This window comes from Alcaligenes sp. Me129 (assembly GCF_050487245.1).
Classification (GTDB): Bacteria; Pseudomonadota; Gammaproteobacteria; order Burkholderiales; family Burkholderiaceae_B; genus Alcaligenes; species Alcaligenes phenolicus.
Genome location: NZ_JBKQGX010000004.1, coordinates 200,350 through 226,140, shown reverse-complemented (window position 1 = coordinate 226,140; position 25,791 = coordinate 200,350). Strand labels below are relative to the sequence as shown.

23 protein-coding genes are annotated in these 25,791 nt (G+C 51.7%); 9 read left to right on the top strand and 14 right to left on the bottom strand.

Features of this window, described 5'->3' with window-relative positions; genetic code table 11:
• The first annotated feature begins 382 nt into the window (after positions 1–382).
• Positions 383–1,381 carry a hypothetical protein gene (locus ACLPGZ_RS06505; protein WP_429641082.1) on the top strand — a complete coding sequence of 333 codons (999 nt, stop codon included), beginning with the start codon at positions 383–385 and terminating at the stop codon, positions 1,379–1,381.
• 399 nt (positions 1,382–1,780) lie between these two features.
• On the opposite strand, the gene ACLPGZ_RS06500 is transcribed toward ACLPGZ_RS06505, so the two are convergent.
• Positions 1,781–3,088, bottom strand: a complete 1,308-nt coding sequence (locus tag ACLPGZ_RS06500) for a Y-family DNA polymerase (protein WP_411762326.1) — start codon at positions 3,086–3,088, stop codon at positions 1,781–1,783.
• Positions 3,058–3,480 carry a LexA family protein gene (locus tag ACLPGZ_RS06495; protein WP_123049376.1) on the bottom strand — a complete coding sequence of 141 codons (423 nt, stop codon included), beginning with the start codon at positions 3,478–3,480 and terminating at the stop codon, positions 3,058–3,060. The genes ACLPGZ_RS06500 and ACLPGZ_RS06495 overlap by 31 nt, the downstream gene beginning before the upstream one ends.
• Positions 3,481–3,670: 190 nt before the next feature.
• On the opposite strand from ACLPGZ_RS06495, the gene ACLPGZ_RS06490 reads away from it, so the two are divergent.
• The gene (locus ACLPGZ_RS06490; protein ID WP_123049375.1) at positions 3,671–4,360 is read left to right on the top strand and encodes a YfbU family protein; all 690 of its coding nucleotides are present in this window, start codon (positions 3,671–3,673) and stop codon (positions 4,358–4,360) included.
• Positions 4,361–4,515: 155 nt separating this feature from the next.
• Here the strand turns inward: ACLPGZ_RS06490 and ACLPGZ_RS06485 are convergent, their stop codons facing one another.
• From ACLPGZ_RS06485 to ACLPGZ_RS06450, 8 genes are all read right to left on the bottom strand, one after another.
• Positions 4,516–5,187, bottom strand: coding sequence for a recombinase family protein (locus tag ACLPGZ_RS06485; RefSeq protein WP_429641081.1), 672 nt, complete (start codon positions 5,185–5,187; stop codon positions 4,516–4,518).
• Positions 5,174–5,419 (bottom strand): hypothetical protein, encoded by a 246-nt coding sequence (locus ACLPGZ_RS06480; protein WP_123049374.1) that lies wholly within the window; start codon positions 5,417–5,419, stop codon positions 5,174–5,176. Before ACLPGZ_RS06480 ends, ACLPGZ_RS06485 begins: the two co-directional genes overlap by 14 nt.
• 417 nt (positions 5,420–5,836) lie before the next feature.
• Positions 5,837–6,157, bottom strand: a complete 321-nt coding sequence (locus ACLPGZ_RS06475) for an H-NS histone family protein (RefSeq protein WP_221079539.1) — start codon at positions 6,155–6,157, stop codon at positions 5,837–5,839.
• Positions 6,158–6,259: 102 nt separating this feature from the next.
• The gene (locus tag ACLPGZ_RS06470; protein WP_221079540.1) at positions 6,260–7,153 is read right to left on the bottom strand and encodes a hypothetical protein; all 894 of its coding nucleotides are present in this window, start codon (positions 7,151–7,153) and stop codon (positions 6,260–6,262) included.
• A gap of 11 nt (positions 7,154–7,164) precedes the next feature.
• A complete protein-coding gene (locus tag ACLPGZ_RS06465) occupies positions 7,165–7,764 on the bottom strand; it encodes a hypothetical protein (RefSeq protein ID WP_221079541.1) in 600 nt (199 codons plus the stop codon).
• A 12-nt stretch (positions 7,765–7,776) separates the two neighbouring features.
• Positions 7,777–8,535 carry a DsbC family protein gene (locus ACLPGZ_RS06460; RefSeq protein ID WP_221079542.1) on the bottom strand — a complete coding sequence of 253 codons (759 nt, stop codon included), beginning with the start codon at positions 8,533–8,535 and terminating at the stop codon, positions 7,777–7,779.
• 21 nt (positions 8,536–8,556) lie between these two features.
• Positions 8,557–9,045 carry a PH domain-containing protein gene (locus ACLPGZ_RS06455; protein WP_259672491.1) on the bottom strand — a complete coding sequence of 163 codons (489 nt, stop codon included), beginning with the start codon at positions 9,043–9,045 and terminating at the stop codon, positions 8,557–8,559.
• Between the two features lie 92 nt (positions 9,046–9,137).
• Positions 9,138–9,944 (bottom strand): SprT-like domain-containing protein, encoded by an 807-nt coding sequence (locus tag ACLPGZ_RS06450; protein WP_221079544.1) that lies wholly within the window; start codon positions 9,942–9,944, stop codon positions 9,138–9,140.
• Between the two features lie 153 nt (positions 9,945–10,097).
• Here ACLPGZ_RS06450 and ACLPGZ_RS06445 point away from each other — a divergent pair, with 153 nt between their 5' ends.
• The 7 genes from ACLPGZ_RS06445 to ACLPGZ_RS06415 all read left to right on the top strand — a co-directional run bounded on the left by ACLPGZ_RS06445 (position 10,098) and on the right by ACLPGZ_RS06415 (position 18,384).
• The gene (locus ACLPGZ_RS06445) at positions 10,098–10,469 is read left to right on the top strand and encodes a hypothetical protein (RefSeq protein WP_221079545.1); all 372 of its coding nucleotides are present in this window, start codon (positions 10,098–10,100) and stop codon (positions 10,467–10,469) included.
• Positions 10,470–10,699: 230 nt separating this feature from the next.
• Complete coding sequence (locus ACLPGZ_RS06440; protein ID WP_234354429.1) at positions 10,700–10,852, top strand: antitoxin MazE-like protein; 153 nt, start codon at positions 10,700–10,702, stop codon at positions 10,850–10,852.
• Positions 10,849–11,175, top strand: coding sequence for a type II toxin-antitoxin system PemK/MazF family toxin (locus ACLPGZ_RS06435; RefSeq protein ID WP_221079546.1), 327 nt, complete (start codon positions 10,849–10,851; stop codon positions 11,173–11,175). Before ACLPGZ_RS06440 ends, ACLPGZ_RS06435 begins: the two co-directional genes overlap by 4 nt.
• 424 nt (positions 11,176–11,599) lie before the next feature.
• Positions 11,600–11,896, top strand: coding sequence for a DUF4365 domain-containing protein (locus ACLPGZ_RS06430; protein ID WP_221079547.1), 297 nt, complete (start codon positions 11,600–11,602; stop codon positions 11,894–11,896).
• A gap of 354 nt (positions 11,897–12,250) precedes the next feature.
• On the top strand, positions 12,251–14,992 hold the full coding sequence (locus tag ACLPGZ_RS06425; protein ID WP_221079548.1) for a DNA methyltransferase: 2,742 nt from the start codon (positions 12,251–12,253) through the stop codon (positions 14,990–14,992).
• Between the two features lie 2 nt (positions 14,993–14,994).
• Positions 14,995–17,052 (top strand): DEAD/DEAH box helicase, encoded by a 2,058-nt coding sequence (locus ACLPGZ_RS06420; RefSeq protein WP_221079549.1) that lies wholly within the window; start codon positions 14,995–14,997, stop codon positions 17,050–17,052.
• A 9-nt stretch (positions 17,053–17,061) separates the two neighbouring features.
• Positions 17,062–18,384, top strand: coding sequence for a GIY-YIG nuclease family protein (locus tag ACLPGZ_RS06415; RefSeq protein WP_221079550.1), 1,323 nt, complete (start codon positions 17,062–17,064; stop codon positions 18,382–18,384).
• A 48-nt stretch (positions 18,385–18,432) separates the two neighbouring features.
• On the opposite strand, the gene ACLPGZ_RS06410 is transcribed toward ACLPGZ_RS06415, so the two are convergent.
• From ACLPGZ_RS06410 to ACLPGZ_RS06395, 4 genes are all read right to left on the bottom strand, one after another.
• Positions 18,433–20,937, bottom strand: coding sequence for a hypothetical protein (locus ACLPGZ_RS06410; protein ID WP_221079551.1), 2,505 nt, complete (start codon positions 20,935–20,937; stop codon positions 18,433–18,435).
• Between the two features lie 24 nt (positions 20,938–20,961).
• Positions 20,962–22,089 (bottom strand): coiled-coil domain-containing protein, encoded by a 1,128-nt coding sequence (locus ACLPGZ_RS06405; protein WP_221079552.1) that lies wholly within the window; start codon positions 22,087–22,089, stop codon positions 20,962–20,964.
• A 569-nt stretch (positions 22,090–22,658) separates the two neighbouring features.
• On the bottom strand, positions 22,659–23,477 hold the full coding sequence (locus ACLPGZ_RS06400; protein WP_221079553.1) for a DUF5677 domain-containing protein: 819 nt from the start codon (positions 23,475–23,477) through the stop codon (positions 22,659–22,661).
• A 682-nt stretch (positions 23,478–24,159) separates the two neighbouring features.
• Entirely contained in the window at positions 24,160–25,788 is a 1,629-nt protein-coding gene (locus ACLPGZ_RS06395) for a conjugal transfer protein TraG N-terminal domain-containing protein (RefSeq protein WP_221079554.1), read from the bottom strand.
• Positions 25,789–25,791 lie beyond the last annotated feature (3 nt).

The following is a 25,791-nucleotide window of genomic DNA, read 5'->3' as shown; positions in this document are numbered from 1 at the left end:
CCCTGACGCATCTCAGATTATTGACTGACAAGGCTTTTCAGCCGAAACGCCAAGGCGCAGCTGAACTTGGTTGTTCCTAAACGTCTGCTTCTTCAAACCAACTACTTCCGCGTAGGGTCGGTTTCAGCTCCCGAGCTTTGGCTACAATCGACTAGCAGCGGAAGTTCAAGGAGGTGCGTGATAGCGGACACTCGCTCCATCCGTATGATTATTGATTGATAAGGAGACTGGTATCTGGAAATCTCCATGTCATTAAAGACCTTTGAGGCGATCTAATCGTTTCCGCTATATTAGCAATAGCTCGGCAGGTTTCTATCCTGAATAACTATTGACCCCTTTCCCTTCGGACCGTTAAATAATGAAGAAGCCAAAAAGAAAGTTCATGTCCGAATTTGCTGTCAATTTGTTTACGTCGCGTTGGCTACTCACTCCATCCAGTCAAATCACATCCGACGGAGTAATGTCTGATGACGAGGCTGAGGTTTCGAAGAACTGCCACATTTACCTAATCTGCGAGCGACCCGCTCTGAGTTTTGAAAAAAGCACCTTCTCCTACGAAGGAGGAAAGTTAACTGGCAATTTAATTCACAGAATCGAAGGAGTTGAGTACAAGACTCCTTTTGAGCAAGAATTTGCTCTGCTCGACGATGCCATCGAGTTAAGGCTCTCCAGCTATCCGCACAGAGAAGTTCAGACTTTTAATCACAAAGGTGAATGCGTTCGACACCTGCCAGCCAACGTAGTCAGCTTCAAACACTATCATCAAGAACCCGATCACCCCTTTAGAAAATTAAAAGTACTTTATGTAGGTCAAGCTTTTGGTGGCGGGAATAGAACTGCTATGGATCGACTGCGAAGCCATGCAACTCTTCAGAAAATCTTAGCGGAAGCGAGCTATGACGCACCTGACTGCGAGATCATGGTCTTAATGATTGAATACGAACATTACCGCGTTATTAGCAACATGGATGGCAGGGCCAAGGAGGCAATTCGAGACGAGCGGGACAAAAAGCGATTTATCAGCATCATTGATAACCCTCTCAAGAAGGGCCAGCAGATATCCCTAGCAGAAGCAGCGCTCATCAGGTATTTCCAACCGAAGTACAACAAGATTTACAAGAAAAAATTTCCATCCCGGGAACTTAAGGTTTTAGCGCAATGCTACGAGTACGACTTCTCAGCACTAGTTGTAGAAATCAACACGGACGAGCTAGGCCTATCTTTATACTCAGATACTGTGCGGCCTGAAATGCATCACATCTCCAATATTGATCTAGTTGATCATGAGCAGAGAGCAGGCTTCTTTCATATGGCTCTAGGTGATGGAGTCAATGTTAGTTACGCACCGGCCATAGGTAGCCTTCAAAACAAAGAGGGCTAGGCTCTTTTTATCCTTGGACTAACTGTCGGCTCAACGCTGACGCGGACACGGCCTATGCCTTTGGCATTCTCAAGGTCAGTGTCGGAGCCCTCAGATTTCGGCACCAGAGCTAGTTAGCCTGAGCGTTCCTGAACATCTGCGTCTCCCACTAGCCAACTTCCGCTTTGGGTCGAAAGCGGAAGTCTTCCTTTGCACTTGCTGTTGTGCCGTGTCTTTTTCGTGCGCGAAAGGATGGGATACTATGACGAACAAAGCATGCAAGCCTATTGCCCCATATATGGTTTCTAGCCCTCCGTGTTTTCCATGAGAGGCTTGGCACCGGTTATTTTTTGGGCGATCGATAATATAAATCCCCAGAGAATACAGGTGGTGATCGAAGCACAAGCACCGGCCTGTCAGCTATTTCCAGACGTCAATTATCTGGCCCCAATCTGTTGTGTACGCCGGTGTCATGCGTTCTTGCTTCATCTTCCACACAGCATCAACTGGTGCAAACGAGCTAGCCGCTGAAATCGTGCTGCGACCGTACCGTTGATTGATGCCATCCAACACTGACATCAGAGCAGGCTTATCGGATGTATTCGGCACTAAGGAGGAGGAAAACAAGCTGCCCTGTGCGCACGCTTGTTGCTGCGAGGAAAGGTCCAATAGACAAATCCCGGCTTTTGCGTATTTGAAGCCTTCGCGATAGATTTTATGCAGCCCTTGCAGCGCAGCTTGCACTAGGCTTGCTGTGTCATCTATAGGTCTCAATAGACGTACCACCGTCCCGCCGGAGTACTGTGGATCATCCCGAAAATAGCTGGTGCGAATAAACACAAGAATTGACGTCGTCACGCCATCTTGAGCCCGCAGCTTCTCAGCTGCGCGGCTCGTGAATGTGCTGACCGCCTGCTCCAGGTCTTGCAGCGCTAGTACTGGGCGTCCAAAGGATCTTGAGCACATGATTTGCTGCTTCTCAGCTGGCATGTCCTCCCATTCCATGCATTGCTCCCCTGCCAACTCACGCGCTGTCTTGGCTAGGACGATAGAGAACCTGTCACGCAAAACACGCCAGTCAGCTTGGGCTAGATCGGCTGCGGTATTGATATGCAACGCTTGCAGCTTGGGGGCCAGCTTTCTACCTACTCCCCAAACATCTTCAATGGCTACATGGCGGATTGCACACATCAGCTCAGCAGTGGCCAAGCCGGACAAATCGCAGACTCCCTCCAACCGCGGCAGCTTTTTGGCGAGGTGATTTGCTAATTTGGCCAAAGTCTTTGTGGGTCCTATACCGACACAAGTAGGAATTCCAACCCATTGGCGCACGCGTTGACGGATCTCACTGCCGATCTCCCGTCCAGTACCGGAGACGCCCGTCAGATCAAGAAACGACTCATCAATCGAATAGATCTCCTGGCGTGGCGAGAACTGTCCGATGACGTTCATCATTCGATTGCTGAGATCACCGTATAAGTTGAAATTGGCGGAGAGGGCGACTAATCCATGGGTGTCAGCAAGGTGTTTGATTTGAAACCAAGGAGCACCCATCGCGATACCAAGATTTTTAGCTTCTTGGGTCCTAGCGATGGCGCAACCGTCGTTGTTTGAAAGCACTACAAGTGGCCGCCCTTCATACGCTGGACGCATTGCACGCTCACAAGAGCAATAAAACGAGTTTCCATCGATGAGGGCTATGCGTGTAGATGGCCTTTTAGTGTCCATGTGACAACTCCCCAGACTGCTAGCTCTTGACCGTCACGGAACTCGATATCAGTAAATGTCGGGTTCGCTGCTTGCAGCTTTACTCGACCTGCTCGACGAAATAGACGCTTGATTGTGAACTCACCATCAATAACCGCGAGCACAATATGACCGTGTTTTGCCTCTATAGAGCGATCGATTACAACATAATCGCCTTCATCTATTCCGGCATCTCGCATCGAAGGTCCGCGGACACGCATGAAAAAAGTAGCGTCGGCTTGTTGAACAAGCAGCTCATTCAAATCCAGGCGCTTCTGTGCATGATCTTCGGCAGGACTGGGAAACCCACACTGAACTGTTGTTGGTGTAGCCCAGACGTGTATCGGTAACTGTGAAAGAGGGATAGGTAGCATACTGTTCACGCCTAAATACTGTATAAATAAACAGCAATTTAGCAGGATGCAAGGTAAATGTCACTTCCACAGAGTGACTGCCTTGGAGGCGAGTTCAATTGTGTTGTTGAACTAAGATTGACAAACCTCACAGCGATCCCGTACATTTGTACGCAATACCGGCATTTTGCCGGGTAACTGGAGATTTGCCGTGGGAAAAACTGAACGACTTGAAATACGACTAGATGAAGAACTCGTCGAACGCATCGACACCTGGGTGGACGAAACAGGCCAAGCCAGTTCTCGCTCCGATGCTATCCGTCAGCTCGTGGACATCGGACTCAGCACGATGACGGGTAAGAGCATTCACCTCACGGATGGGGACAAATTGAACTTCATGATGCTGCGGGACATTATGAAGCATCTGAAGATCAAGGACTCCGAAACCGACGCCGATTTTATCGCTGAGACCATCTATGGGGGACACTACTGGGCACCAACGTGGGAAATGCAGGGGTTGTTCCATACACACACGGATCGACCCGCAGACGTGGCTCTGGTAGTCGATATCCTTGATATGTGGGACTTCATTGAAGCCGCCGTTAAGAAGCTTACGCCAGAGGAAACTGAGCGCCTGAAGGAGGCGCATTATGGTTTCCTGCCCCAGTTTGCGGGTTTCGACGGCAATAACGAGATCTCTTTAATGAGCATTGCCCAATTTCTCGTCGAAAAAATGGATCGCTTTTCCCGTTTTAAGGGCCGGGACTTCAACTCGCACAGTCCTACCGCTGCTCGCTATGCCCGCATGAGCAAAGCGTTCAAACCGATCCGGGCAACTCTAGGCTTTGGTCGAGACTTTGGCGTTGACCAGATCATCGAGTTGCTCAAGGTCGAGGGCTGAGTAGGACGCGAGGATGTACTGGTACGGACAGCAGCATTTCGACAATTAGATCGGGAGGGGATAATGTCTCCTCCATGCAGACCTTTGCTTTTCTGGTTTTGGCTAAAGAGGGGCAGAAATGGATCTTGAACTGTCCCCATTTTGAGCATGGATAACTACGGCCTGGCACACCGCGTCAATGGTTGATGAAGCGCCCAAACTCTCTTGACCTGGCTTGCGCTGCATCCGGCCAATCTGGCCGTACCAGCAATGCTGTGGCCTGCAGACCGCAGCGCAACAATCCGATCGTGCATTTGGGTGTCAGCTTTGCGGCCAGCATAGCGCCCAGCATCCTTGGCCAGCTCCACGCCTTGTCGCTGCCGCTCGCGCCGATCTTCATAGTCGTCGCGAGCAATCTGCAACGCCAGCTTCAAAAGCATGTCCTGGACGGATTCCAAAACAACCTTGGCCACGCCTTTCGCCTCGGCGGCCAGCTCCGTCAAATCCACAACACCGGGCACTGCCAGCCTGGCGCCTTTGGCCCTGATCGAGGCTACCAGGCGCTCGGCCTCTACTAGCGGCAAGCGGCTGATTCGGTCGATCTTTTCCGCAACCACGACTTCACCAGGTTGCAGGTCGGCAATCAGGCGCAGTAGCTCGGCGCGATCGGCCCGTGCGCCGCTGGCTTTCTCGCGGTAAATGCCGGCGATGTAAAAGCCGGCTGCTTTCGTGCTCTCTACGATGGCATCTTGCCGGTTTAGGTCTTGGTCCTCCGTGCTCACGCGCATGTAGATGCGTGCCACCTTGAGGGCAGCGCCCGGTGCCTCGTGGTGTTCACTTGGACTCATTATTTATATTTCGCCTAGTAAGCAGAGCAACAATCGCAAAGCCAAAAGCTAGCACTGCGGTTGCTGCATGCCATAGAAATTGTTGGAAGTCCGTGCGAGCCATAAAAAGATGGATGGCCGATACTGCGTTGGCAACGCCACCGCCAAAACAGAGCAATGCCATAAACACCGTAATACTTCTCTGCCTATTCACGCCGTCACCTTTTTGACTGGTCATTTTGGGTATACCCATTTTGTCCACCCTGGGGAAGGGTAGCCAAAAATACTGCTTCCCGATCCTATTGAGCCAGGCGGTTTTTGGCTACTTAAATGAACCACTTTTATGGCCAACTCCCTTCGGAGCCAAAAAACTGACTTTCCAAATTTAAAATTCTGTGCTTCCTACCCAGTGATGCCCGAGGTAAGCATCTGCTTGATCCCGAGGAATTTCTAGTCAGCTTATTTCCAAATTATCCTTAGCCACCTTTATCGGGGCGGCTCGATTGGTGACAGTCACGGATACACCGTACTTTCGGCCTCGGGCGTGGTAGAAGTTCAGTACAGCCGTCTCCATAGGGGACAGCGTTGAAGCGATGCGTCCATCCAGAGCTTGGATTTCTGCTATTTGTGGGTTTGAGCTGAGCATGTTGCCAGCCTCCGTAGTTTGAGTTCAATTATTGCTAACAGCAAAGTCTTCACGGGAACGGCCTTCCGATTCAATTTGCTTGATCCATGTCGGCGTGCGTCCTCTACCAGTCCACGTATGACCATCTGGGTGCTGATACCTGATTTTCGATACTGCTTTCGTCTTTAACGGGCTTTTGTGAAACGCCTGGGCAATATCTTCAGGCGTCAGGTCGTGCTCCTTCATCGAGCGAAGAATATCGCTGATTACTTTAGATCTTGTTTTCTGTTTCAGTTTATCGGCATCACGTTGTAGTCGGGCAATTTCATTTTGTATTTCGGTGATGGAGTTAAATTCTTTTCTCATGCGTTCCTCTTTATTATCTCTCAACCGGCGAAACTGAGAGGTGGCCTTTCTAACGTGGGTGTTGGCCAGGCATCAGCGGCCTGGCTAACCTTTTTTCTTGAGTTAGAACAACGACATCACAACAATGAATGACATTCCGATCATGATGGTTTTCTGTACGCCACTTACAAGCTCAACCTTTTCGATTGAACCAGTTGAGTAGTTACGAAAAAGCGTCGTAATAAACGACATCAAGATAAGGATAACAAAAGCAGTTGATGTCGCAAAAATGATGGCTCTTAAATTGCCCATGCTGACGCCGGATCCAGAGGCAAATCCTTGCTCCAGGCTTTCGGTTAAAGGCAGACAGCCTTCACCTTCACGGATACACGGATCGACGGGGGGCCGGTAGGTGCCACCTTGATCAGGGTTTGGTCGAATGATGTCGTCAACTGGATCGCCGTTATTGCCCGTAGGCGGGCCATTACGTATTCGGTCAGCCATTTTGCAAATGGTTGTCCCATTGATATCAGCAAAGCCGTTGCAACTGCCTGAGTTGATCATTTTCTGGCAGTTTCCGATCCCGAGTTGCACGCACGCTAGAACCATATCACCATCGACTTCCCGGCCATCGAAGGTTCCCAGCCCTGCAAGAGTCTTTGGTGCCCGTGCTTGCATAGCTTCAGTGGTGAGCTTGGACCAGGCATCAACTTGACTTTGCAGATCCCAGGTTTTGAAGTCCTCCGGCGATGTTTCTGCATATTTTCGGATGTTTTTCTTATTCATCTGCAGGATTCCAGTGCAGCAGGACCCATTGTAGATATCAAGCTGGCCGCTGGACTCAAACATGGCCAAGCGGCCAACGGCATCTGCATTTGCCTTAAGCCATGGGCTCGCATTTGGCGAGTTGCGAATAGCATCAGCCACTTGTGTTGCAGTGACAAGGGCGGCTGCAATTGCCACTGCCGAGACCGCATATACAAGCCAGGCTGGTAACAACTGCTTGAAGATCCTCATTGATGCCTCCGTTATTGGATACGCAGAGTTCGATCGCAGGCAGCCACATGTTTGCCGTACTGAATAGTGCGGAAGTACGCAGTCATAGTGTTGGCATCAAAGGCGATCTGAGACTGATTGACTTCACCTGGTTTTTCTGCTGGCTCGGGGTAGAGGTGGCAGTATTCGGGGAAGTCTTGTGACGCGGATTGGGTGGTATTCATCTGAGTCACTCGCATAGGGCAAATCGAGTACATATCCTCGATGCCACGGCCATTGGCCGGTGGGATGCAGCCGTTGGAGAAGCCTGAGTCAAAAATCGAAAATACAAATTGCTCATTTCCTGCTGAAAAGGCTTTCAGTAAGATAAAAGATGGGCTTTTGGTGTTCGGTTTAATGCCAGGGCCTGTGGATTCTATTTCCTTGTCCCAAATTGAGCGGGCCAGGCTGATTTCCGCACGTGAAGCGTGGGGCATTTCCATATTTCCAGTATTGAACCCAACTAGTGTCATAGGGGACCATTTGAGATTGGCTGGAAAAGATACTGGATTTCCTACTGATTGCGCATTTGCAATACCAGCAAAGGATAGCGATACTAATAAAGATAAGCCCGCTAATTTTAAAAACTTCATTTTGTATATCCCTTAATGTGTAGTTATTCCTGAAGCATCTAATTCTGCAATAAATTGCTCGGGAGGTGTTGCGCCAACTAACCGCTTTCCGTTGCCCAATATAACTGTAGGTGTGTTAGCGATATTGTTTGCTTCTCCAAACTTTAAAATCTCCACAAGCCCAGTAATGTCGCAGTCTTCACGACCGTCTATGTTTCGTCCATTCATGACCATGTTCCAGGCAGTGTTTCGATCTGACGAGCACCAGGCTTTGCGGGCGATGGGGGCCGATTGAGGGTCAATAACGGGAAAGATAAAACGATAGATCGTCACGTTTTCCAGTTGATCGACGAATTTTGTGAACACACGGCATATGGGGCAGAGCGGGTCCTCAAAGACGGCCATCTTGCGTTGTCCGTTGCCATGAACTTGCACGATAGCTTGGCTTAGCGGTAGTGACTCCCATGGGATCGTGTTGAGCTTTTCCAGTGCTGGTGCGGTTACATCGCGGCGGTCTTTCATGTCCATGAGGGCACCCCCGACAAATGCGTACCGTCCGGTCGAGTCACTATAGAAAATCTCGCTGCCACTGACGACCTGGTACATGCCGGGAATAGGTGTGGTGGAGATGCTATCGATCGGCACAGACCCTTGGGTGTACTGCTCGATGGCCGTTTGTACGTCAGGCGGTACGCCCTGTGCCCACGATGTTGTGGCCAGTCCCAGACCAAGGCTTGCGCTGACAACGAGGCGCATCAGCAGAGGGGAACGAGAATAGGTAGGCGCAATCATTATTTGGCAAGTTCCTGGTTTTTAGTAATCAATGGCACGCACGCCACGGGCTACACGGCAGTGTTCTAGCGCGTCACGAATAAGTTGAGAGACGTGCTGAGGGCTAGTAATAGCGATCAAGAGGACCGTTGGCGTGGAGACGTCGGTAGTCTGCAAAACGACACGGCCACGGCCAAATAGGGTTTGAAGGAGGGTGCCTGAAACGGCAATGTCTTTGACGCGATATAACTCCAGGGTTTCAACATGCTTGACGATAATTCCGCTGTATTCAAGCAAGCGTTGGTTCGTCAGTTCATACCGATGATTGGCAACCTTCAGATATCGATATATCGCCCATAGGACAGGAATGACTGCCCAGCAAAAAAGGATGGCGAAAATGAACCAACCGACATTGACCAACTGGCCTTCTGTGCCTGCCCAGATCAGCTCTGTCTCTCGCGTAGAAGCCAGAGACGCAGTGTGACTGGCAGCGGCCTGGGGTAGTGGAGGAGGAGTGTCAAATGGAGTCATGTGGTCACTGTAGAGCCGCATGATATGTGTGTCTGTTCAAACCCGTGGGCACACAACCGAGGGTTTCGACTTGACAAGCCTTTAAATCAATTCTAGGCCGATTCGCTGTTGGCGTTTAGTCGAGCGGCGTCCGGCGATGTGAATGTGCTTTCACAGGATCCGCAGATAATCTTCAACTTTGGTTTACCCCAGACGCTTGTGCCGCATGGACAGACGTACTTCCATCGGTTTGAATTGCCGGTGGGTTTTACCGGCATACTCTCGTCGCTCTGGGCGGTGTTGCTCGTGGAGGCGGCACTGGATGCCAAAGCTTGAGTCAGTGCTGGAAGTGCGATGTATGGAGGAGCTCCACCTCCTACTGAGATGTCCAAGCGCTCAGCGGCGCTACGAGGTGCGTCAGCATGTGAGAAGCGATCGTACCAGGTCAGACAGAATGACTGGGTGAGCAGATCGGCGCACGCTTTCACAAATTTGCCATCCTCAATCGCATAATCAGCCATGAGTTGGCCAGTGCGAGCGCCACCAGGTTGGCCAGTCGAAGAAGGCATCAGTCCAATCGCTTCCATTTTCGAGGCCCACTCTTCATTGTGATATCTGCCACGGCCAGGCTTGCCGAAATGGAATTGCCAGAGATGGCACATTTCATGTACCAAAGTCTGCATGGTTTCGATCAAGGGCACGACGGCAAAGTAGGCCGGGTTCATCGCTATTTCGTCTGTATAGGTGCCTTGAGCATCTACAAATCGCTGGCTGGAGAAGTAGCCCATTGAGCGTTTCTCGCGTTGCAAGGTAATCAGACAGTTAGGCAACCTTCCGTCGAACAGGGCGTTATTGAAGTGATCGTAAGCCTGTTGCAGCTCGGTATATGTTTGATGGGTCGGTACCGTTCTCTTGTTCATGGGGGGACTTGAAGTATAGGTTTGTATTGCACAATACACTATATTTAGTGTCAAAGCATTGGCCAAATTTGAGGTTGGAGGCAGTTAAACTAGTCACTGCGTGAGATTTCGTGCTCCCGAAACTGCAGTTTTTTAAAGCCTATATGGATTGAAATGAGTACATTCAACATTGAGGCCCTGGCTAGCATTTGGGCACGGATCGCTGAGGAAACGGAATTCCCGACCGACTACGAAGGGACGGCCACGCCTGCGGCACACCAAGCCAGCGTAGCAATACAGGAACGGATTCGGGAGCATATCGTCGCAACTAACGACATGCGGCTATTCGGCCTGCTGCACCTGCTGGGGCAGGCGTCAATGCGCATGGAGCAGGTGCTGTGGCCGGAGGAATACGAGCGGATGGCCCGCGAGGTTGAAGAAGCTCTGGGTGAAGTCAGTGATCCCAATGCCAGGTTATACACCCATGAGGAAGTAATGCAGGTGATGCAAGAGCGGAACCACCAGGCACGAAGCAAGCACCGTTGATGGGGTGATGGAATTGGCGGCTGTTTCGGCTTGAGCGCGGGATGCTGGACTATCGATCACGAACTCAATGCGCCTTGTCTTGGCGTTGACCAACAATTACCGAACTGGACGTTGCATGTAACGGGTGATGGCCGTACTATAAGTGCATAGTTATGGAGGTCAAGATGGCAAATGTAAATGCAAGAGTTCAGAAGCACCGGGACTCGCTCCGGCAAGCAGGATTGCGCCCAGTGCAGCTTTGGGTGCCTGATACACGTCGGCCTGATTTTGCGGCGGAATGCCGTCGTCAGGCGCTGCGGGTAGCCAAGGCAGATAAGGCTGACGTGGATACAGAGCATTTTATGGATGAGGCTCTGGCTGACCTGGATGGTTGGACAGAATGAGACGTGGAGACCTAGTTACTGTTGCAATGCAAGGGGATTTTGGAAAGCCTCGGCCTGCATTAGTTATTCAAGCGGATTTATTTGCTGCTCATTCCTCGGTCACTGTGCTTCCAGTGACCAGCACAGTTGTGAATGCGCCCTTATTGCGCATTAGCATTCAGCCAGACCCAGAAAATGGTCTACAAAAACCATCACAAATCATGATCGATAAGGCATTGACCGTTAAACGGGATAAGATTGGCCAAGCCTTTGGATCTGTTAGTGCTGATACACTGGTGGAAATTGAACGATGCCTTGCTGTTTTCTTGGGAATCGCTAAGTAATACTGGGTGTGAGGAGGGCAGAGGTATATGAAATATGCTCTGAGACTAGCACGAAATGGAAGTATTTTTCTTGCGAGGGTGGCATGGATAGGAGTGATACTAGCATTTGATTTCTTTCTGCTGTTGATGAATTCAAGTAGCAGGGAAAATCGGAACAACATGGCCGCACCAGAAGTCCCCGATCCGTTGGATCGCGGGCATCCTAACTGGGAGTTTTACTGGGGAGACTATGAGTGACTACGTTGTTTCTCAATGATTGTTTTCGGCCAAGAGCAGTTATGTATCAGTGGCCTTTGGACTGTTGGCAACAAGCAAAAATTTATGATTTTCAGGTTTGTCTAAAAATTTTCTTGCGATTTCTCGCTCTGATAAATGCAGGTAGTTTTGATTATATAAGAACGCTAAGTTTTAGGCTGTCGTCTAAATGCAGGTAGCCCACATAATGTTCAATCGGATACGTAGCTACGTCCTCGAGGAACGATCGCTCGCTTTCTTACGGGATATCTTTCCCGATGTCTGGGTAATTCATTCTTTTACACGAGACTATGGAGTCGATGCCCAAGTAGAAGTATTTTCCGAAAAAGGGGAGCGCACAGGAATTCGCTTCTATGGGCAAGTTAAGGCCACTGAAAACAGTGTAAGCGATGATCTTTTAAGACTAGACAGCTCACATTTCGAAAACTGGTCTGTACATACTAACCCAGTTGCACCATTTCAGTAATTTGATAAGACAAAACAGCTACAGTAGTGTTGGTTACATGATGCCGACTGGCTTATGAAGCCGGGGAATAAATCCTTAGATGTAGCCGGTTTATTGAAGGCATGGGACAGAGCTATTTCTCCGACGGAAGTTGAACGATACCTGCATGCAAGGAGGCAACGATGTCGCACCGGTTGTAGCTGCAAAGAAGTGAGCATGAAGAGGTGCGATCGGGGAGAAAGACCGTTTCCTTGCGCCTTTTGTAAGAAAAACCGACAATCACCTACAGGCGGTCCGGGCAAAAATGTCCTGGCGAGCTGTAGAGACCGCGGTTGGGTCACAGCAGAACAATATGGGCGTAAGGAATATAGATATATGGCAGTCAGTCAGGCAAGCATCATCGAATCGCTGAAACAGGCCTGCTCCAGCCTCCTTCAAGACGAATTCATCTTTTCCTTTCTGGATGCCTACGGTTTTCCCAAAAGCACCATCACTCGCCTGCGCAACGGCGACGACAGCCGTAACGTGGGTACGGGCGATGACATCGGTCTGAAGAAAAAGCTCTATTTTCGGGTGGTTCCTGTCGGCCAGGATGTCGCTGCCGAAGCCGAAACCTTGAAGGAAAGCGAGCTGATCGTCCGCCACGACATTCGTTTTGTCATCGTCACCGACTGCGAAACCCTGGTTGCGTTCGACCTGAAGGCGCAAGAGCGTCTTATCACTGATCTGGCTGAGCTGGACAAGCAATACACTTTCTTTCTGCCCCTGGCCGGGTACGAGAAGGCGGTGATGTATTCGGAGCATCCGGCTGATCTGAAGGCCACGGAAAAAATGGGTCAGTTGTTCGACCTGATCCGGGAACGCAATGTTCTGACCAAACCTGAAGACATCCATGCGTTGAATGTCTTTTTGACACGCCTGCTGTTCTGCTTCTATGCCGAGGATACCGGCATCTTTGGTGAAAAGCAGCTGACATCCACCCTGCAGGCCTGCACCCGTGATGACGGTTCTGATGTTGACCAGTTCTTCACTGATCTTTTCTCCGTTTTGAACCTGAAACAAGATGCGCCCGAACGCAAGCGCATGCCCAGCCATTTTCAGGCTTTCCTCTATGTAAACGGCGGCCTGTTCCGGGACGATGAACCTGTGCCGGAGTTTGGCCGCAAGGCGCGCCGCCTGCTGCTGGACTGCGGGGCGCTGGATTGGTCTGAAATCAACCCGGATATTTTCGGCTCGATGTTCCAGGCCGTTATCGATGAGGAACAGCGCGGCAACCTGGGACAGCATTACACCTCAGTGTCGAACATCATGAAGGTGATCCAGCCTCTGTTTCTGGACACGCTGCATGCGGAACTTGGGAAGTCACGAGGCAATGAGAAAAAGCTGAAATCATTGCTGCTGCGCCTGCAAAACCTGCGTATCTTCGACCCCGCCTGCGGCTCTGGCAACTTCTTGATTATTGCCTATAGGGAGCTGCGCAAGCTGGAAATGGAAGTAATTGATGCCCTGAACGCCGTCGGCAAACAGGATGTCATGTATTACTCCGGCATCAGCCTGGCCCAGTTCTACGGCATCGAGATTGATGACTTTGCGCATGAGATTGCCACGCTTTCACTATGGCTGGCCGAGCACCAGATGAATAGGGTGTTCAAGGACAAATTTGGCTATGCCGAAGCGGTACTACCGCTCAAGGAGGGCGGCAATATCGTCTGTGGGAATAGTCTGCGTCTTGATTGGGAGGAAGCTTGCCCATCCACCGATGCGCAGGGGAATGCGTATGAGGTCTATATCTGCGGGAATCCGCCGTTTTTGGGCACCACTGAGCGAAGTGCCGCACAATCTGCTGATATGAAGCATGTATTTTCTAGCTTCAAATCCATCGGCTACCTGGATATTGTCGCCGCCTGGTTCTGGAAAGGCGCGAATTACATCAAAGACAGAAACGCGCAATGCGCATTTGTATCCACAAGCTCCATCTGCCAGGGGGATCAGACATCACTGTTATGGCCTCCTATTTTTAATCTGGGAATTCAGATCGGGTTCTGCTACAAGACTTTCCCTTGGAGCAATAATGCCAAGGGGAAAGCTGCCGTTCATGTCGTGATTATTGGATTGAAAAACGAGACAGATAAGGAAATTAACCCACAGATATTTGAGATAAGCCAGGATGGAGCGATCTCATCCGAAGTTGAAAATATCAGTCCGTATCTAGTCGCCGGATCAAATCTGTGTGTCATACCCCGCACGCAACCCTTGAAATCTGTGAGTCGGATGATATTCGGCAACAAGCCCACCGATGGCGGCCACCTCTATCTGACCGCCCAAGAACGCGACCACTTCATCGAAAATTACCCGCAACACGCCTATTGGATCCGCAAAATTCTGGGAGCTAATGAGTTTCTCAATGGCGGCGAGCGCTGGTGTCTGTGGCTGGCAGATATTCCCCTGGAAGATGTCATGCGGATTCCCGAAGTCGCCAGCCGTTGTGAAAAGATAAGAGCGCTCAGGCTGGAAGCGGGCCACGCGGCGGCTTTGAAGGGAGCGGAAAGGCCACACACGTTTCTCCAAGTCGCGCAGCCTAAAGACGGTCACTACATTCTCGTTCCAAGCGTTTCATCCGAACGCAGGGCATATGTGCCAATAGGGTTCCAAAGTGCCGACGTGATCTCAAGTAATCTGAACATGATGATCCCCAACGCCACCCTCTACGAGTTCGGCATCCTCACTTCAGAGATGCACAACGACTGGATGCGTGCTGTCGCTGGGCGCCTGGAAAGCCGATACCGCTATTCCGCCACCCTGGTCTACAACACCTTCCCCTGGCCGGAAGCCTCCGAAGCCAGGCGCAAGAACATCGAATCCCTGGCCGAGGAAGTGCTGTTGATCCGCGAGGATTACCCTGGCAAGTCACTCGCCGACCTGTATGACCCGGACAAGATGCCTGCCCCGTTGCTGGTCGCTCATAAGGCGTTGGATCGTGCAGTGGAAGCCCTGTACCGTGAACGGCCCTTCCGCGATGCCTCCGAGCGTCTGGAGCATCTGTTTGCCCGCTACGAAAAACTGATTGCCGAAGAGCAGGCCAATACGCCCGCTAAGAAATCCAGAGGGAACAAGTAACCATGGCTGACCTGTTAACCGTCACTTATAAGCAAACGGGCACGAGCTCGAATCTCGATGCCATGGGCATGCGCGAGATGCAGGCGCGCGCCTTTGAGGCCCGCCAGGCGCAGTACCTGCTTTTGAAAGCTCCCCCCGCCTCGGGCAAATCCCGCGCCTTGATGTTCCTGGGCCTGGACAAGCTACACCATCAAGGGCTGAAAAAGGTGATCGTTGCCGTACCAGAAATGTCCATCGGCAGCTCCTTCAAAGATACCAACCTGACAGAACACGGTTTTTTTGCCGACTGGAAAGTGCAGCCTCGCTACAACCTGTGTATACCTGGAGGCGAAGCAGGCAAGGTCAATGCCTTCATTCGTTTCTTGTCTGACCCGAAGGCCAACATACTGATCTGCACGCATGCAACGCTACGCTTTTCCTATCAAAAGCTGTCAGCGGCAGAATTTAACAATACGCTGCTGGCCATTGACGAATTTCATCACACTTCGGCTGGGGATGAGAACCGTTTGGGCGGGCTGATAGACGGCATTATGGCGGGGTCCAATGCCCACATCATCGCCATGACTGGCTCCTACTTCAGAGGGGATGCAGTCCCCATTCTGCTGCCGGAAGATGAAGAAAAATTCACACAGGTCACGTATTCGTACTACGAACAGCTGAATGGCTACAAGTATCTGAAATCGCTGGGGATTGGCTATCACTTCTACACTGGGCGCTATCTGGATGCCTTGCATGAGGTGCTGGACACCCGTAAGAAAACCATCATCCATATCCCCAACGTTAATTCGGTCGAATCCACCAAGGATAAATACTCCGAGGTTGACCATATTCTGGATGTCATTGGCGAAGTCGTTGAAAAAAACATGACTACCGGCATCATTACCGTTAGAGATAAAACAGGCAGGCTTCTGAAAGTGGCCGACCTTGTGGATGACAACCCGCTTCGCGTCGAAGTCCAGAATTATCTGCGCACGGTGTCCAAGCCCGATGACATGGACATCATTATTGCGCTGGGCATGGCCAAGGAAGGCTTCGACTGGCCCTGGTGCGAACATGTGCTGACTGTGGGCTATCGCTCATCGTTGACTGAAATCATCCAGATCATAGGCCGCGCCACTCGCGACTGCGAAGGCAAGTCGCATGCGCAATTCACAAACCTGATTGCTCAGCCCGATGCCGAAGATGAGGATGTGAAGGTCTCGGTCAACAACATGCTTAAGGCTATAACAGTATCGTTATTGATGGAGCAAGTTCTGGCTCCTTCTGTCAATTTCAAGCCGCGCTCACGCATGCTTCCTGGCGAGGTTGCCGCGCCAGGCACAGTCGTGATCGAAGACACGTCGTCCCCCGTTTCCGACCGAGTGGTGAAGGCGCTGGAGAATATGGACAACATCAAGGCCGTCATTCTGCAGACGCCGAAAATCATGGCCCCGGCCGTCACCGGCGAAGCCGACCTACAGGTGTTGGGAGAAGTCGAAATCCCCAAGATCGTGGAAAAGCTCTATCCCGATTTGGAGCCTGTCGAGGTCATGACAGTCTCTGAAGCCGTGCATGCCTCCCTGGGCATACAGTCTACCGGCGGGCTGTTTGATGAAGAGGACTTGCCGGAAGGAGCTGAAATCATAGCTCCTCCAGGTGCGGAAGGCGAATCGGCCTCTCCTCAGACTGGGCACAAACCGATGCAGCCGGGCGATGCGGAACCTAAGCCAAACCGCAAGTTTGTGCTGGTCGGTAACAAGTTCGTGAATATCGAGCACCTGAATATTGATCTGATTCGTCAGATCAACCCCTTCCAGGGCGCCTACGAGATTCTGTCCAAGGCGGTGACGCCTGCCGTACTCAAGACCATTCAGGATACGGTGGTGGGCATGCGTTCCAATATGTCGGAGCAAGAAGCTGTCGTCCTCTGGCCACGCATTGTCGAGTTCCGCAAGGAAAATAATCGAGAACCTTCCGTGACTTCCGGCGATGCGATTGAACGACGGCTCGCTGAAGCATTGGTCTACGTCAAGCGTAAGGCTCAGGAGCGGAAAGGGCAGACCCAGACCCAGAAAACGTAGGGAGGCCATATGACAAAAATCCGGGCAGCAATCCGGCATGATCCTGGCAAAGCCGCAGCCCGGCCCACGCTCGATGACATTCTCGACGGGCCGGACGAGTTCGGGCTGCTGGATGTTCAAGCCAAGCGCGTCGGCAGGAATGCCCCGCTTGAGATAACGAATTTTGACGAGATCAGCGCCTTTATGGATCAACATGGCCGGCCGCCGGGTCAGGAGGGCGATTTGTCCGAGAAGTTGCTGGCCCGTCGCCTGGCAGGTTACCTGGTCAACCAAGCGCTACACGACACCCTAAGCCCTTATGACCGGCACGGCCTGCTGACTGTGCCTGACGTCGTTACCGACAACGAAAAGGCACTTATTCTCCCAAATACGCTCACCCAGCATTCCGAGCCATCAAAAGCGCCTGCCGAAATCTTCAAGCCAAGCATTGAAGCCGAGAACGTTACATCCCTCGATGATATTTTCGCCAGTTCAGAGTTCGATGAGCTCGACCTGGGCGATGAGAGTATTTTCGACATCAAGCATGTGCCGGAGGTGGCCGACAGGAGACAACCAGACGGGATTGCACAGCGCACCGTCTGCCATGACTTCTACGAGTTTGAGCATATTTTCCGTGACCTGCACGATGGCTTGAAAACCGGGCGCATCAAGACCATACGGTTCCAGCAATCTTCGCGGGTGCAGGAAGGCGATGCCTTCATCATGGAAGGTGTTCTATGTTTGATCGACAAGATCGGTGAACACCGGCTGGATAGCACTGGAAGGTATGACCCTCGACTGCGGGTCATCTTTGAGAACGGCACTGAATCGAACCACCTGCTGCAATCATTGGCCAAGCGACTGTTTGCGGACGAAACGGGACGGCGAGTCATACGTGGCGCAGAGTCCGTTGTGGATAAATTCAACAACATCACCCACAAGGACAAGCGAGCGGGGCAGATCTATTTTGTCACGACACTCAGCGATAACTCGGCTCTGAAATCCATCCCCAGTCTGATCAAGATCGGCTACACCGAGCAGACAGTCGAAGAGCGAACCAGGAATGCTACGCGCGACATTGCATTTCTCGAAGCCCCGGTGAAGATTCTGGCGTCCATCGAGTGCTACAACCTGAACCCCAATAAATTCGAAACCCTGATCCACGGCTTTCTGCATGCTCAGCGCCTGAAAGTGACTCTGATCGGCCAGGATGGGAAAGCCTACAACCCCAGGGAATGGTTTGCGGTACCGCTGGATGTTGCCCGTGAGGTGGTCAGACGAATTATCGATGGCAGTATCGTCCAATATCGGATGGATAACACTACCAATCGGTTAGTGAAAAAAACGACATAAAAGATCGGGAAATTTGCATCTATCCGCGCCGCCGACCTGGTAAGCCGATCAGGCAGCCGCCTCGCGAAGCACGGGGTCATTCTGCGCGACGGTTTGCTCTTCATCTCCATCGAAGGAGCTCAGCACGTCATTGACCACGACGGGCTTGACCAGTAAATTGGCAAATGCCTTGCGACGGGCGCTACCATACATGGTCTCCAGCGCCTTGGGCGTAATCACTGCATTCAGGTTGGTGCTCAGGTTCTTGATCTCCGGCTCGGTCAACATGAATAGAATGGCCAGGTATTCGACTTGTCGCTGAATGATCGCAAGCATTAGCTCGCGATCCTCTGTCACCAAGGTCTTAGCGATCGAGTTCGTGACTGTGCCAGCCAAGGCCCCACCAATCATGCCGCCGGCAAACTTACCCACCCAGATTCCGACGGGGCCGAACGAGGCACCCAGCGCGCCGCCCGCGATCGCGCCGACTGCGCCGCCCGCCGTGCTGCCTGCAGTCACCGCGACATTTTTAGTGAACTGAGTACTCGACATACGCCCACGGATCATCTTTACCAGATCGGGGCCAGAGGTGACAGCGACGACGACCAGCGAAGCCACTACTGTACCCCGCAGGGCCTGATTGAGTTGACGCGTGTTACTGACACCCATGCTCTTCTGCAGCGCCAGTGCCATCGGCTCCGACAGGTTGCTGACGTTGATGATCTTTACCGCCGCCTGCACGGTCGCCAATCGATGTAATTGTTGCGTCCCGACATAGACGATCAGCGCCTTGCCGAATGCGCGGCCGCCTTGCAAGCACGCGGCGCGCAACGCTTGCCGGGCATCGCCGGTGTTCAAGTAGGAAATCGTGGCGATGATCGCAAAGCTGATTCCGCCCGCACCAACCGCAACGATCGAGCCCTCTGCGATGTCGTAGCTGACGGACTCGAACGTACCGAACCGCGTAATATTTCTAGCCTGCTCGTACGTAAGGCTACCTTTGACGACGAGATCTTTGGCGCGGGCGGGATCCGTAACGCCAGGAATCTTGTTGTCCGCGATCTTCTTCTCCATGATCTTTACAGCCTGGGCGTACTGATCTCGAGGCACTTCGATCGGCATGGGTTCGCCGTTGGCGTCCCAGTAGCGGAATCCGCCATCGCCTTTGTTGTCGAATGCACTGCCTATACTGCGCGCGCCTGTGCTGCAATACTTGGTCTGGATTTCTTGCCCATCGACGAGGCGGTCCGCGCCATTGAGCGCGTTGTCGCCGCCCACCACCTTGGCAGACTTGCCGCGCACCTTGTCGATTAGGGTATTTCCTTGCTCGGCCGCGAAACCGTGGCCCTGACCCCCTGTGGCAAAGACCTTGTGGTTCTGCGACCAAGCTCCGCCCGCAGCAATGACCACAAAACCCGTTGCGGCAGACTCCTTCAGAAAGTCCTCGAGTGGCTTTTCCTTGATAGAAACACAAAGCTTCTCGGTTTCCTCGCAAATGGGCGAACAATACCATTCGTCGTTCGGGGTCCCGCTATGTATCTCAGCAAGACCGCAAGACATGCAGTGATTTAGGTCATTGCGGCGCAAGTGCGCGACAAGATACTCGCCGTCGGCAAAGTCGCATTGGTCCACGAAGTCTATATAACGTTCGAAGTAGTCTTCCGCATCCGTGTTTGGCAGGGGCAGACGATCAAGAAACTCCCGTTTCGCATTTTCCCGGTCGTGCCGAAGCGAGCCGGCCAGATGCAGCTCGAACTCCTCAAGCGCTCGATCGTGAGATGTTTTCTCGAACAACCAGATGTGCCCGCGCAGCTCGACCATCTCGACCAAACCGGCATTACGGGCTGCATTGGCGGTGCTGATGACAATCAACTCGACATCGGCCGCCTTAACTTGCGTGTTTTCTTTACCCAGCTCGGCTATGGTTTGCGTCAAATCTAGGGTGCCTTCATTGGCGGCTATGACGGACTTCATATCACGCAATATGCTTGCATAGCCATGCTCTATCACGATGATACCGATCAACGCAATAGAGGCCACGACACAATAGCCAACATCGACCCAGCTCACCATCACTGAATGCGAGAAGACCAGCGTGATCAATGCAGGAAAGACGACTTGCAGTAACACCGGAAACATCCAAATCGCGGTAGCGCACAAAAGCACCTGATAAAACTGCTCCGACTTGGCCGTTGGCAGATCAGCCCCATAATCGGTCTGTTCTACCGTCTGTCTGATTCGATGCATTTTCCAGGCGGCTAACCCCAACAAAGCCGGGATCAGGTACTTCGCACTGGCTAGCGACAGCCCGGGCACCCAACCATAACCCGCCAATGCCAACACGGCCGAAAGCGCGAGACCGACCGTGGCGGTCGCAGCCGCAACAACTTGGATGGAGTTCCGTCCACGTGTCAACTTTTCGATACCTACGCCGATCGCTACGGGCACGCCCAATACCACGGCGAGCACGGCGGCAACCAGTATAGCCAGCACCTTAAGGGCGAAAGGAAGTACTTTGCCCAGCAGCGCCAGGACAAGGCACAGGATGAAAAAACCAAGGATGATTTGCAGCATATGTGACTTCTTACTGTAGCTTCGTCAAAGCGTGGGAGCGGACGAGTTGGTGATGAGTTTGTTGATCAGCGTCCGTTGCTCCAATAACGTGACCTCGCGTCGGTGCAGATCAGTGTGCATCCGCTCGAGCTCCTTCTGTTCCTGCGCCTGCTTTCGGGCACCCGCATGACGCTCGTCCTGTCGTTGCTGTAGCCGTAGATTCAATGCCGCTTCGCGGTTGTTCAAGTCTTCCCTGACCTGCGCTTCGATAGCGCCGCCGAGCTGGGCGCGGCGCTGTTCCCACTCCCGTTGAAACTCGGCCAGATCACTTTTGTAGCGCACGAATGCCTGATCCAGTGCGTTGCGATACTCGCGCTCCAGCGTCAGTTTATCGTCGTAGGAAAGGCGGGTTCTCTGATTGAGCTCTAGCCGGGAGACACTCTTGCGCAATGCTTCGATACGAGTGTGATACGCCTCGCGCAACGCGGCGTTTTGGCCATCTAGTTCCTTTTGATACGCATTTCTTTTTTGCCAGTTCTCGAGCTGAAGTGCCCGGTCGGCTTCATTTATTCTTTGCGATACGAGCAACGACATGTTTATGCGATCCATGCGCAGTGTTTGTTGCTCCTGCGCTAGCGCTTGATCGGTATGGCTAGCAGCATCCTCGGCCTCTCGTGCCCCCTTCCACTGCTGCGACCTCGCGTTGTACAGGCGCTGGGCCTCCAACAACTGATCTTGTTGCAGAACTAGGTCCTGCTGCGCTGCTTTCAAGAACGTCTCGAACCGGGGCGTTCCGACGACTATGCGTTCGGCCGGAAGTTCGGATAGCGCCTTGCCGTCAGCGACAGCAAGTACGCGGCCATAGCCGAAATCTGTATCCCAACCTTTGGCCCGCAACGCGGCGAGAGCACGTCCTTCGATGATGTGATAACTGTTTTTATGCTCGCTGCGCGTCACGATGGTTTGACCGGAAAGTGTGCCCAGTTCTTGATACAGGTCCTCAGTCGCGGCGATTTTCGCGGTATAGCGATAACTCCAGTGGTCGGCTGCCCAATTGATGACTTCCCATTCGTCGATTTGGAAGCGTTCGACGTGCCAACCTGCAGGCAAGGCTTTGCCGAGCTCCGCCTGCATATCGGGGCCGTAGTCTCCGCAGGCGGACAGCGCGGCCATCCCCAATAAGGCAAGCCACCGCTACAGCCTGCGGCGTGCTCGTCGTTCAGTCATTCATGTCCCTCTCGTCCGTTCTAAGTTACGAATCATACCCCAAGATGCACCAAGCGTATCTATTGGTATCTAAATTAAACAACCGGTTTTGATGCTTTTCTGAACGTGCGATGTGGCAACGGGATGCCATGACTCAAATCTCGCCAAACAAATGTGCTCGTAGACTGCATCTGCCTGAGGCCTTTATCGCACAGTCATCACATCCATTAACTTCTTCTCAGCCATGTTCAACACACATTTAATACCCCAGCTCTGGGTCACCATTTATGTTGACGCGCAAGGTCTAGAGGGCCGCAGTTTTAGGATCGACGGGCCAGAACTGTCAATGAAATCGCTATCGCCAATCAACCGCTCAGAGCTGATTCTAGCCAAAGCCGGATGGCCGAATTCGGCCCAAAGCAGTCAGTCGATAATGAACCATGGAAAGCGGCAGTTGGAAACTGTCCGCTTGAGCATAAGGTTAGAACTCGTACCCACGCACTAGTCGGCCACAATTTATTCTTTGCACCCACTTGTTAAATTTCGCCACGCGATTGTACCTCTCGGGCAAAAGAAATTGGTTCTGAGCATTTTTCATGCAACGACAACAATTCCACTTGAGACAAAAGCGTTTTACTTAAATAATGACTAAGCAACCTTAATACAAGAGAAAGGTAGAAGCTTTCCGCCTCATTTCCTAGGCCACGACCTCGAGAATTTGATTGTGAAGTTGTAGCCATCGGGGATCCGTGGGCTTGAACAGAGAGCAGGCGATAAAAGAACTCAAAATTCTCTGTGATCAATCCGTTCCTTTTTGCCACCTCAGCGTCTGTTAGATGCATATCTGAGTTTCCAGAACGAATCTTTTGAGCCATATTTTTATCAAGGGCTGCATATACATTGGATTGCATGATCGCCGCCTTGGCAACGGGCAAATTCTCTTCAAAGCCCTTGAGAACCTCGTGCTCTATCTTTTCTGAGTAAAGTCGATATTTCTCGCAATTTATGCGATAGAAGTAGATTTGCTGACGAAAGTTGGTTTCTTCTTCTGAAAGACCTGGCTCAACGAGATAAAAATAACGATGTGCAGCCTCCATCAACGATCTTGTCAGAATGGCAACTGATGAATAGTCCCATAGGCTTGAGTGATTAACTTGGTTGGCAGGGAGAATCGATCCGATTGTCATTGCACCAAGAACCAACCTCGTATAAATCTTCGTGCTTTCAATTCCGATAGTGTTCGTAATTATTCCACCGGAAGAATCTGATACCTGGATGAGATACGGAATCAATTGCTCATATTGCTTAAGCTCGTCCTCGTAGGAGCCTAATTCGTTATCCTGCGTAGATGTCATAATGATAAACCTAACACCTCAGTTAAGCCGCCGCCACAAAGTGGTGGCAAGCTTGAATGAATTATTAGACCTTAGTAGGGCTTAGTAGAAGATTGAAGCATTATCAGCGGGAGCCTTGAAATTATCTCGACCAATAGCCTCCATCTCGGCTTTGCAGATCTTGTAGACAGGATACTTCACGTTCTGTCCGATGGTTGCGACATTGATAAGCTTATAACGTCCTGATCCGTGTTCCTCAGAAAAGAGTGGGTCATGAGAGTCCTTAGGCTTGTCGAGTCTCATGTCGAAAGTCAGGGCAAGATTAAATTTAATTAGTTTGTTCTTCCTCACTTTGCCGTAGTGAAAGTGGTACTCATAATCATGATCCTCCGCATCATCAACTCAGTAATTTGCGCCCACCACTTTCAAGAAATTAAGAATGTTAACAACCTTTTTAGGCTGGACTAGCGGTTTGTCTATCATCAGTGTGACCGCATCACCATATACGGGTATGACCTTAATCTCTTCTAAATACGTGAGCCACGCTGGCGGTCGCCATTCGCCCACGTGGACGAATTGTTTCCCCATCTGGCTGAAATTCACTCAGTAGCGAATCAAATCTGAGTAGTCTGGAGCGAATGATAGCGCCCTCCTTGAGCTATGAGTACGTTGTGTCTGCTTGGTCTTATTAAGCAATTAGATTTTACTTATTCCCACCAAAAAATTTTCCTAATACCGGGACTCGTCCCGAGCTGGCAGCAACGTTCCCTCCATCACTCATCACTCTATCGATACCCCCTGCAACTTTGAGACCAGCCCACGCCATCATCGAAGACCAAATAACCGGTAGCCCGACATACAACGACAATAAAATTGTGTTCAGAACCATTCGTTTGTAGCCTGCTGGAATGGCTCCTTTGCCGATCATCATGGCTTCTTGGACAAAAATATTGCCCAGCGCACCAGGATACATAGCATTGATTAGGTGACCGTCGATCCAGGTGGCGATGTACCACATCGATGCCCACATCTTGATAGTAAGAATGGCCATGGCACCTAAGAACAACACGCGAAGACTGAAGCCGCTGACAAGGGTGGCCAAAGGAAGAAAAGCGTAGATCCCCATGAGGACTAAGGCCTGGATCATAGGTAAGGACGTCACCAAGGGCATCCATGCCATGCTGGCCATGAAAGCTGCCCCACCAACACCGAGCGTGCTTCCTGCGCCCGTTATTGTTCGACCCGCGACCGTGGCAGAGTCATAGGGAGTCCCCATCATTTGGTCGAAATCAACAAAAACTGGATTGGCTGCGGTTGACGCCAGTCGAGCCACTTCATCCTTTTGCTTATCAAACGACGTAAACGTGAGAACGTTCGCCGCTTTGGATGCGAACGCTCGCACCCCAGGGCTCCCGTCTATCAGCTTTTCTCGTAGCTGATCCTCCCACCATTGCTTGCAGGTTGGGCGTCCAAACTCTGGGTTTACGGCGCCGGTGACTTGTGGGTCCACGTCGCTCGATGGGTCGTAGTACTCAGTATCGCGGGAGTAATCGATCGCAAAACCAGTGACCGGAGCGCGGCTGCGCATGGAGGCGTAATACCCAGGCTCAGTTCTGAAAAACTGGCTGCCCATCCAATCCACATCAGTAGGCCCATAGTCAGTATTGGACTCTGCCAGGATCGACGCGCCTGTTGCACTCATTCTGCTGCGATCGCTGCGCAAATACTGACTGCGTGCCGGGATAAAACACTCGCTATAAAACCGTTGCACATCACCGAGCAGGGCAGGGTCTTCGATTGTGGCATTCTTGGCCATGTCTTCCAGAACGCGCATATCAGACACCGAATTATTCATGCCATTGCGGAAGGCACTATTGATCCCAGAGCTGATGGACATGATGGAATACCACCATAGGGGCACGTTACTCAGCCCGCTGGCCTGGCTCATGCTTCCATCAATAGCATCGCGTAACGCCGTATCGTAGGTGCTACCACTGGCTCCAGGCGTTGCCTCTACAGGGTTAGGGTTATCAATAGAAGGAGGAGGCATGTACGACAAGCGCGCATACGTTAGGCTTGTGATGGGCGATGTGAAAAAGCAAACAGACATCACAAACAGCATGACGATGAGCTGCGTCTGTACGCTTTTGATGACCCCCATAACGCCGATGTCTTGCATTCCTCGCTGGCCAGCTTCGCGCCATGCATTGAGGATTACAACCAGAAAGGGGATGACGACCAAGCCGGTGCCGGTCACGATCTCGCCAAAGATATTGGCAAAAGCCCACCCGTAGAAAGTGGTAAAGAGTTCGAGGTAACTGTCTAGTTGCATGGC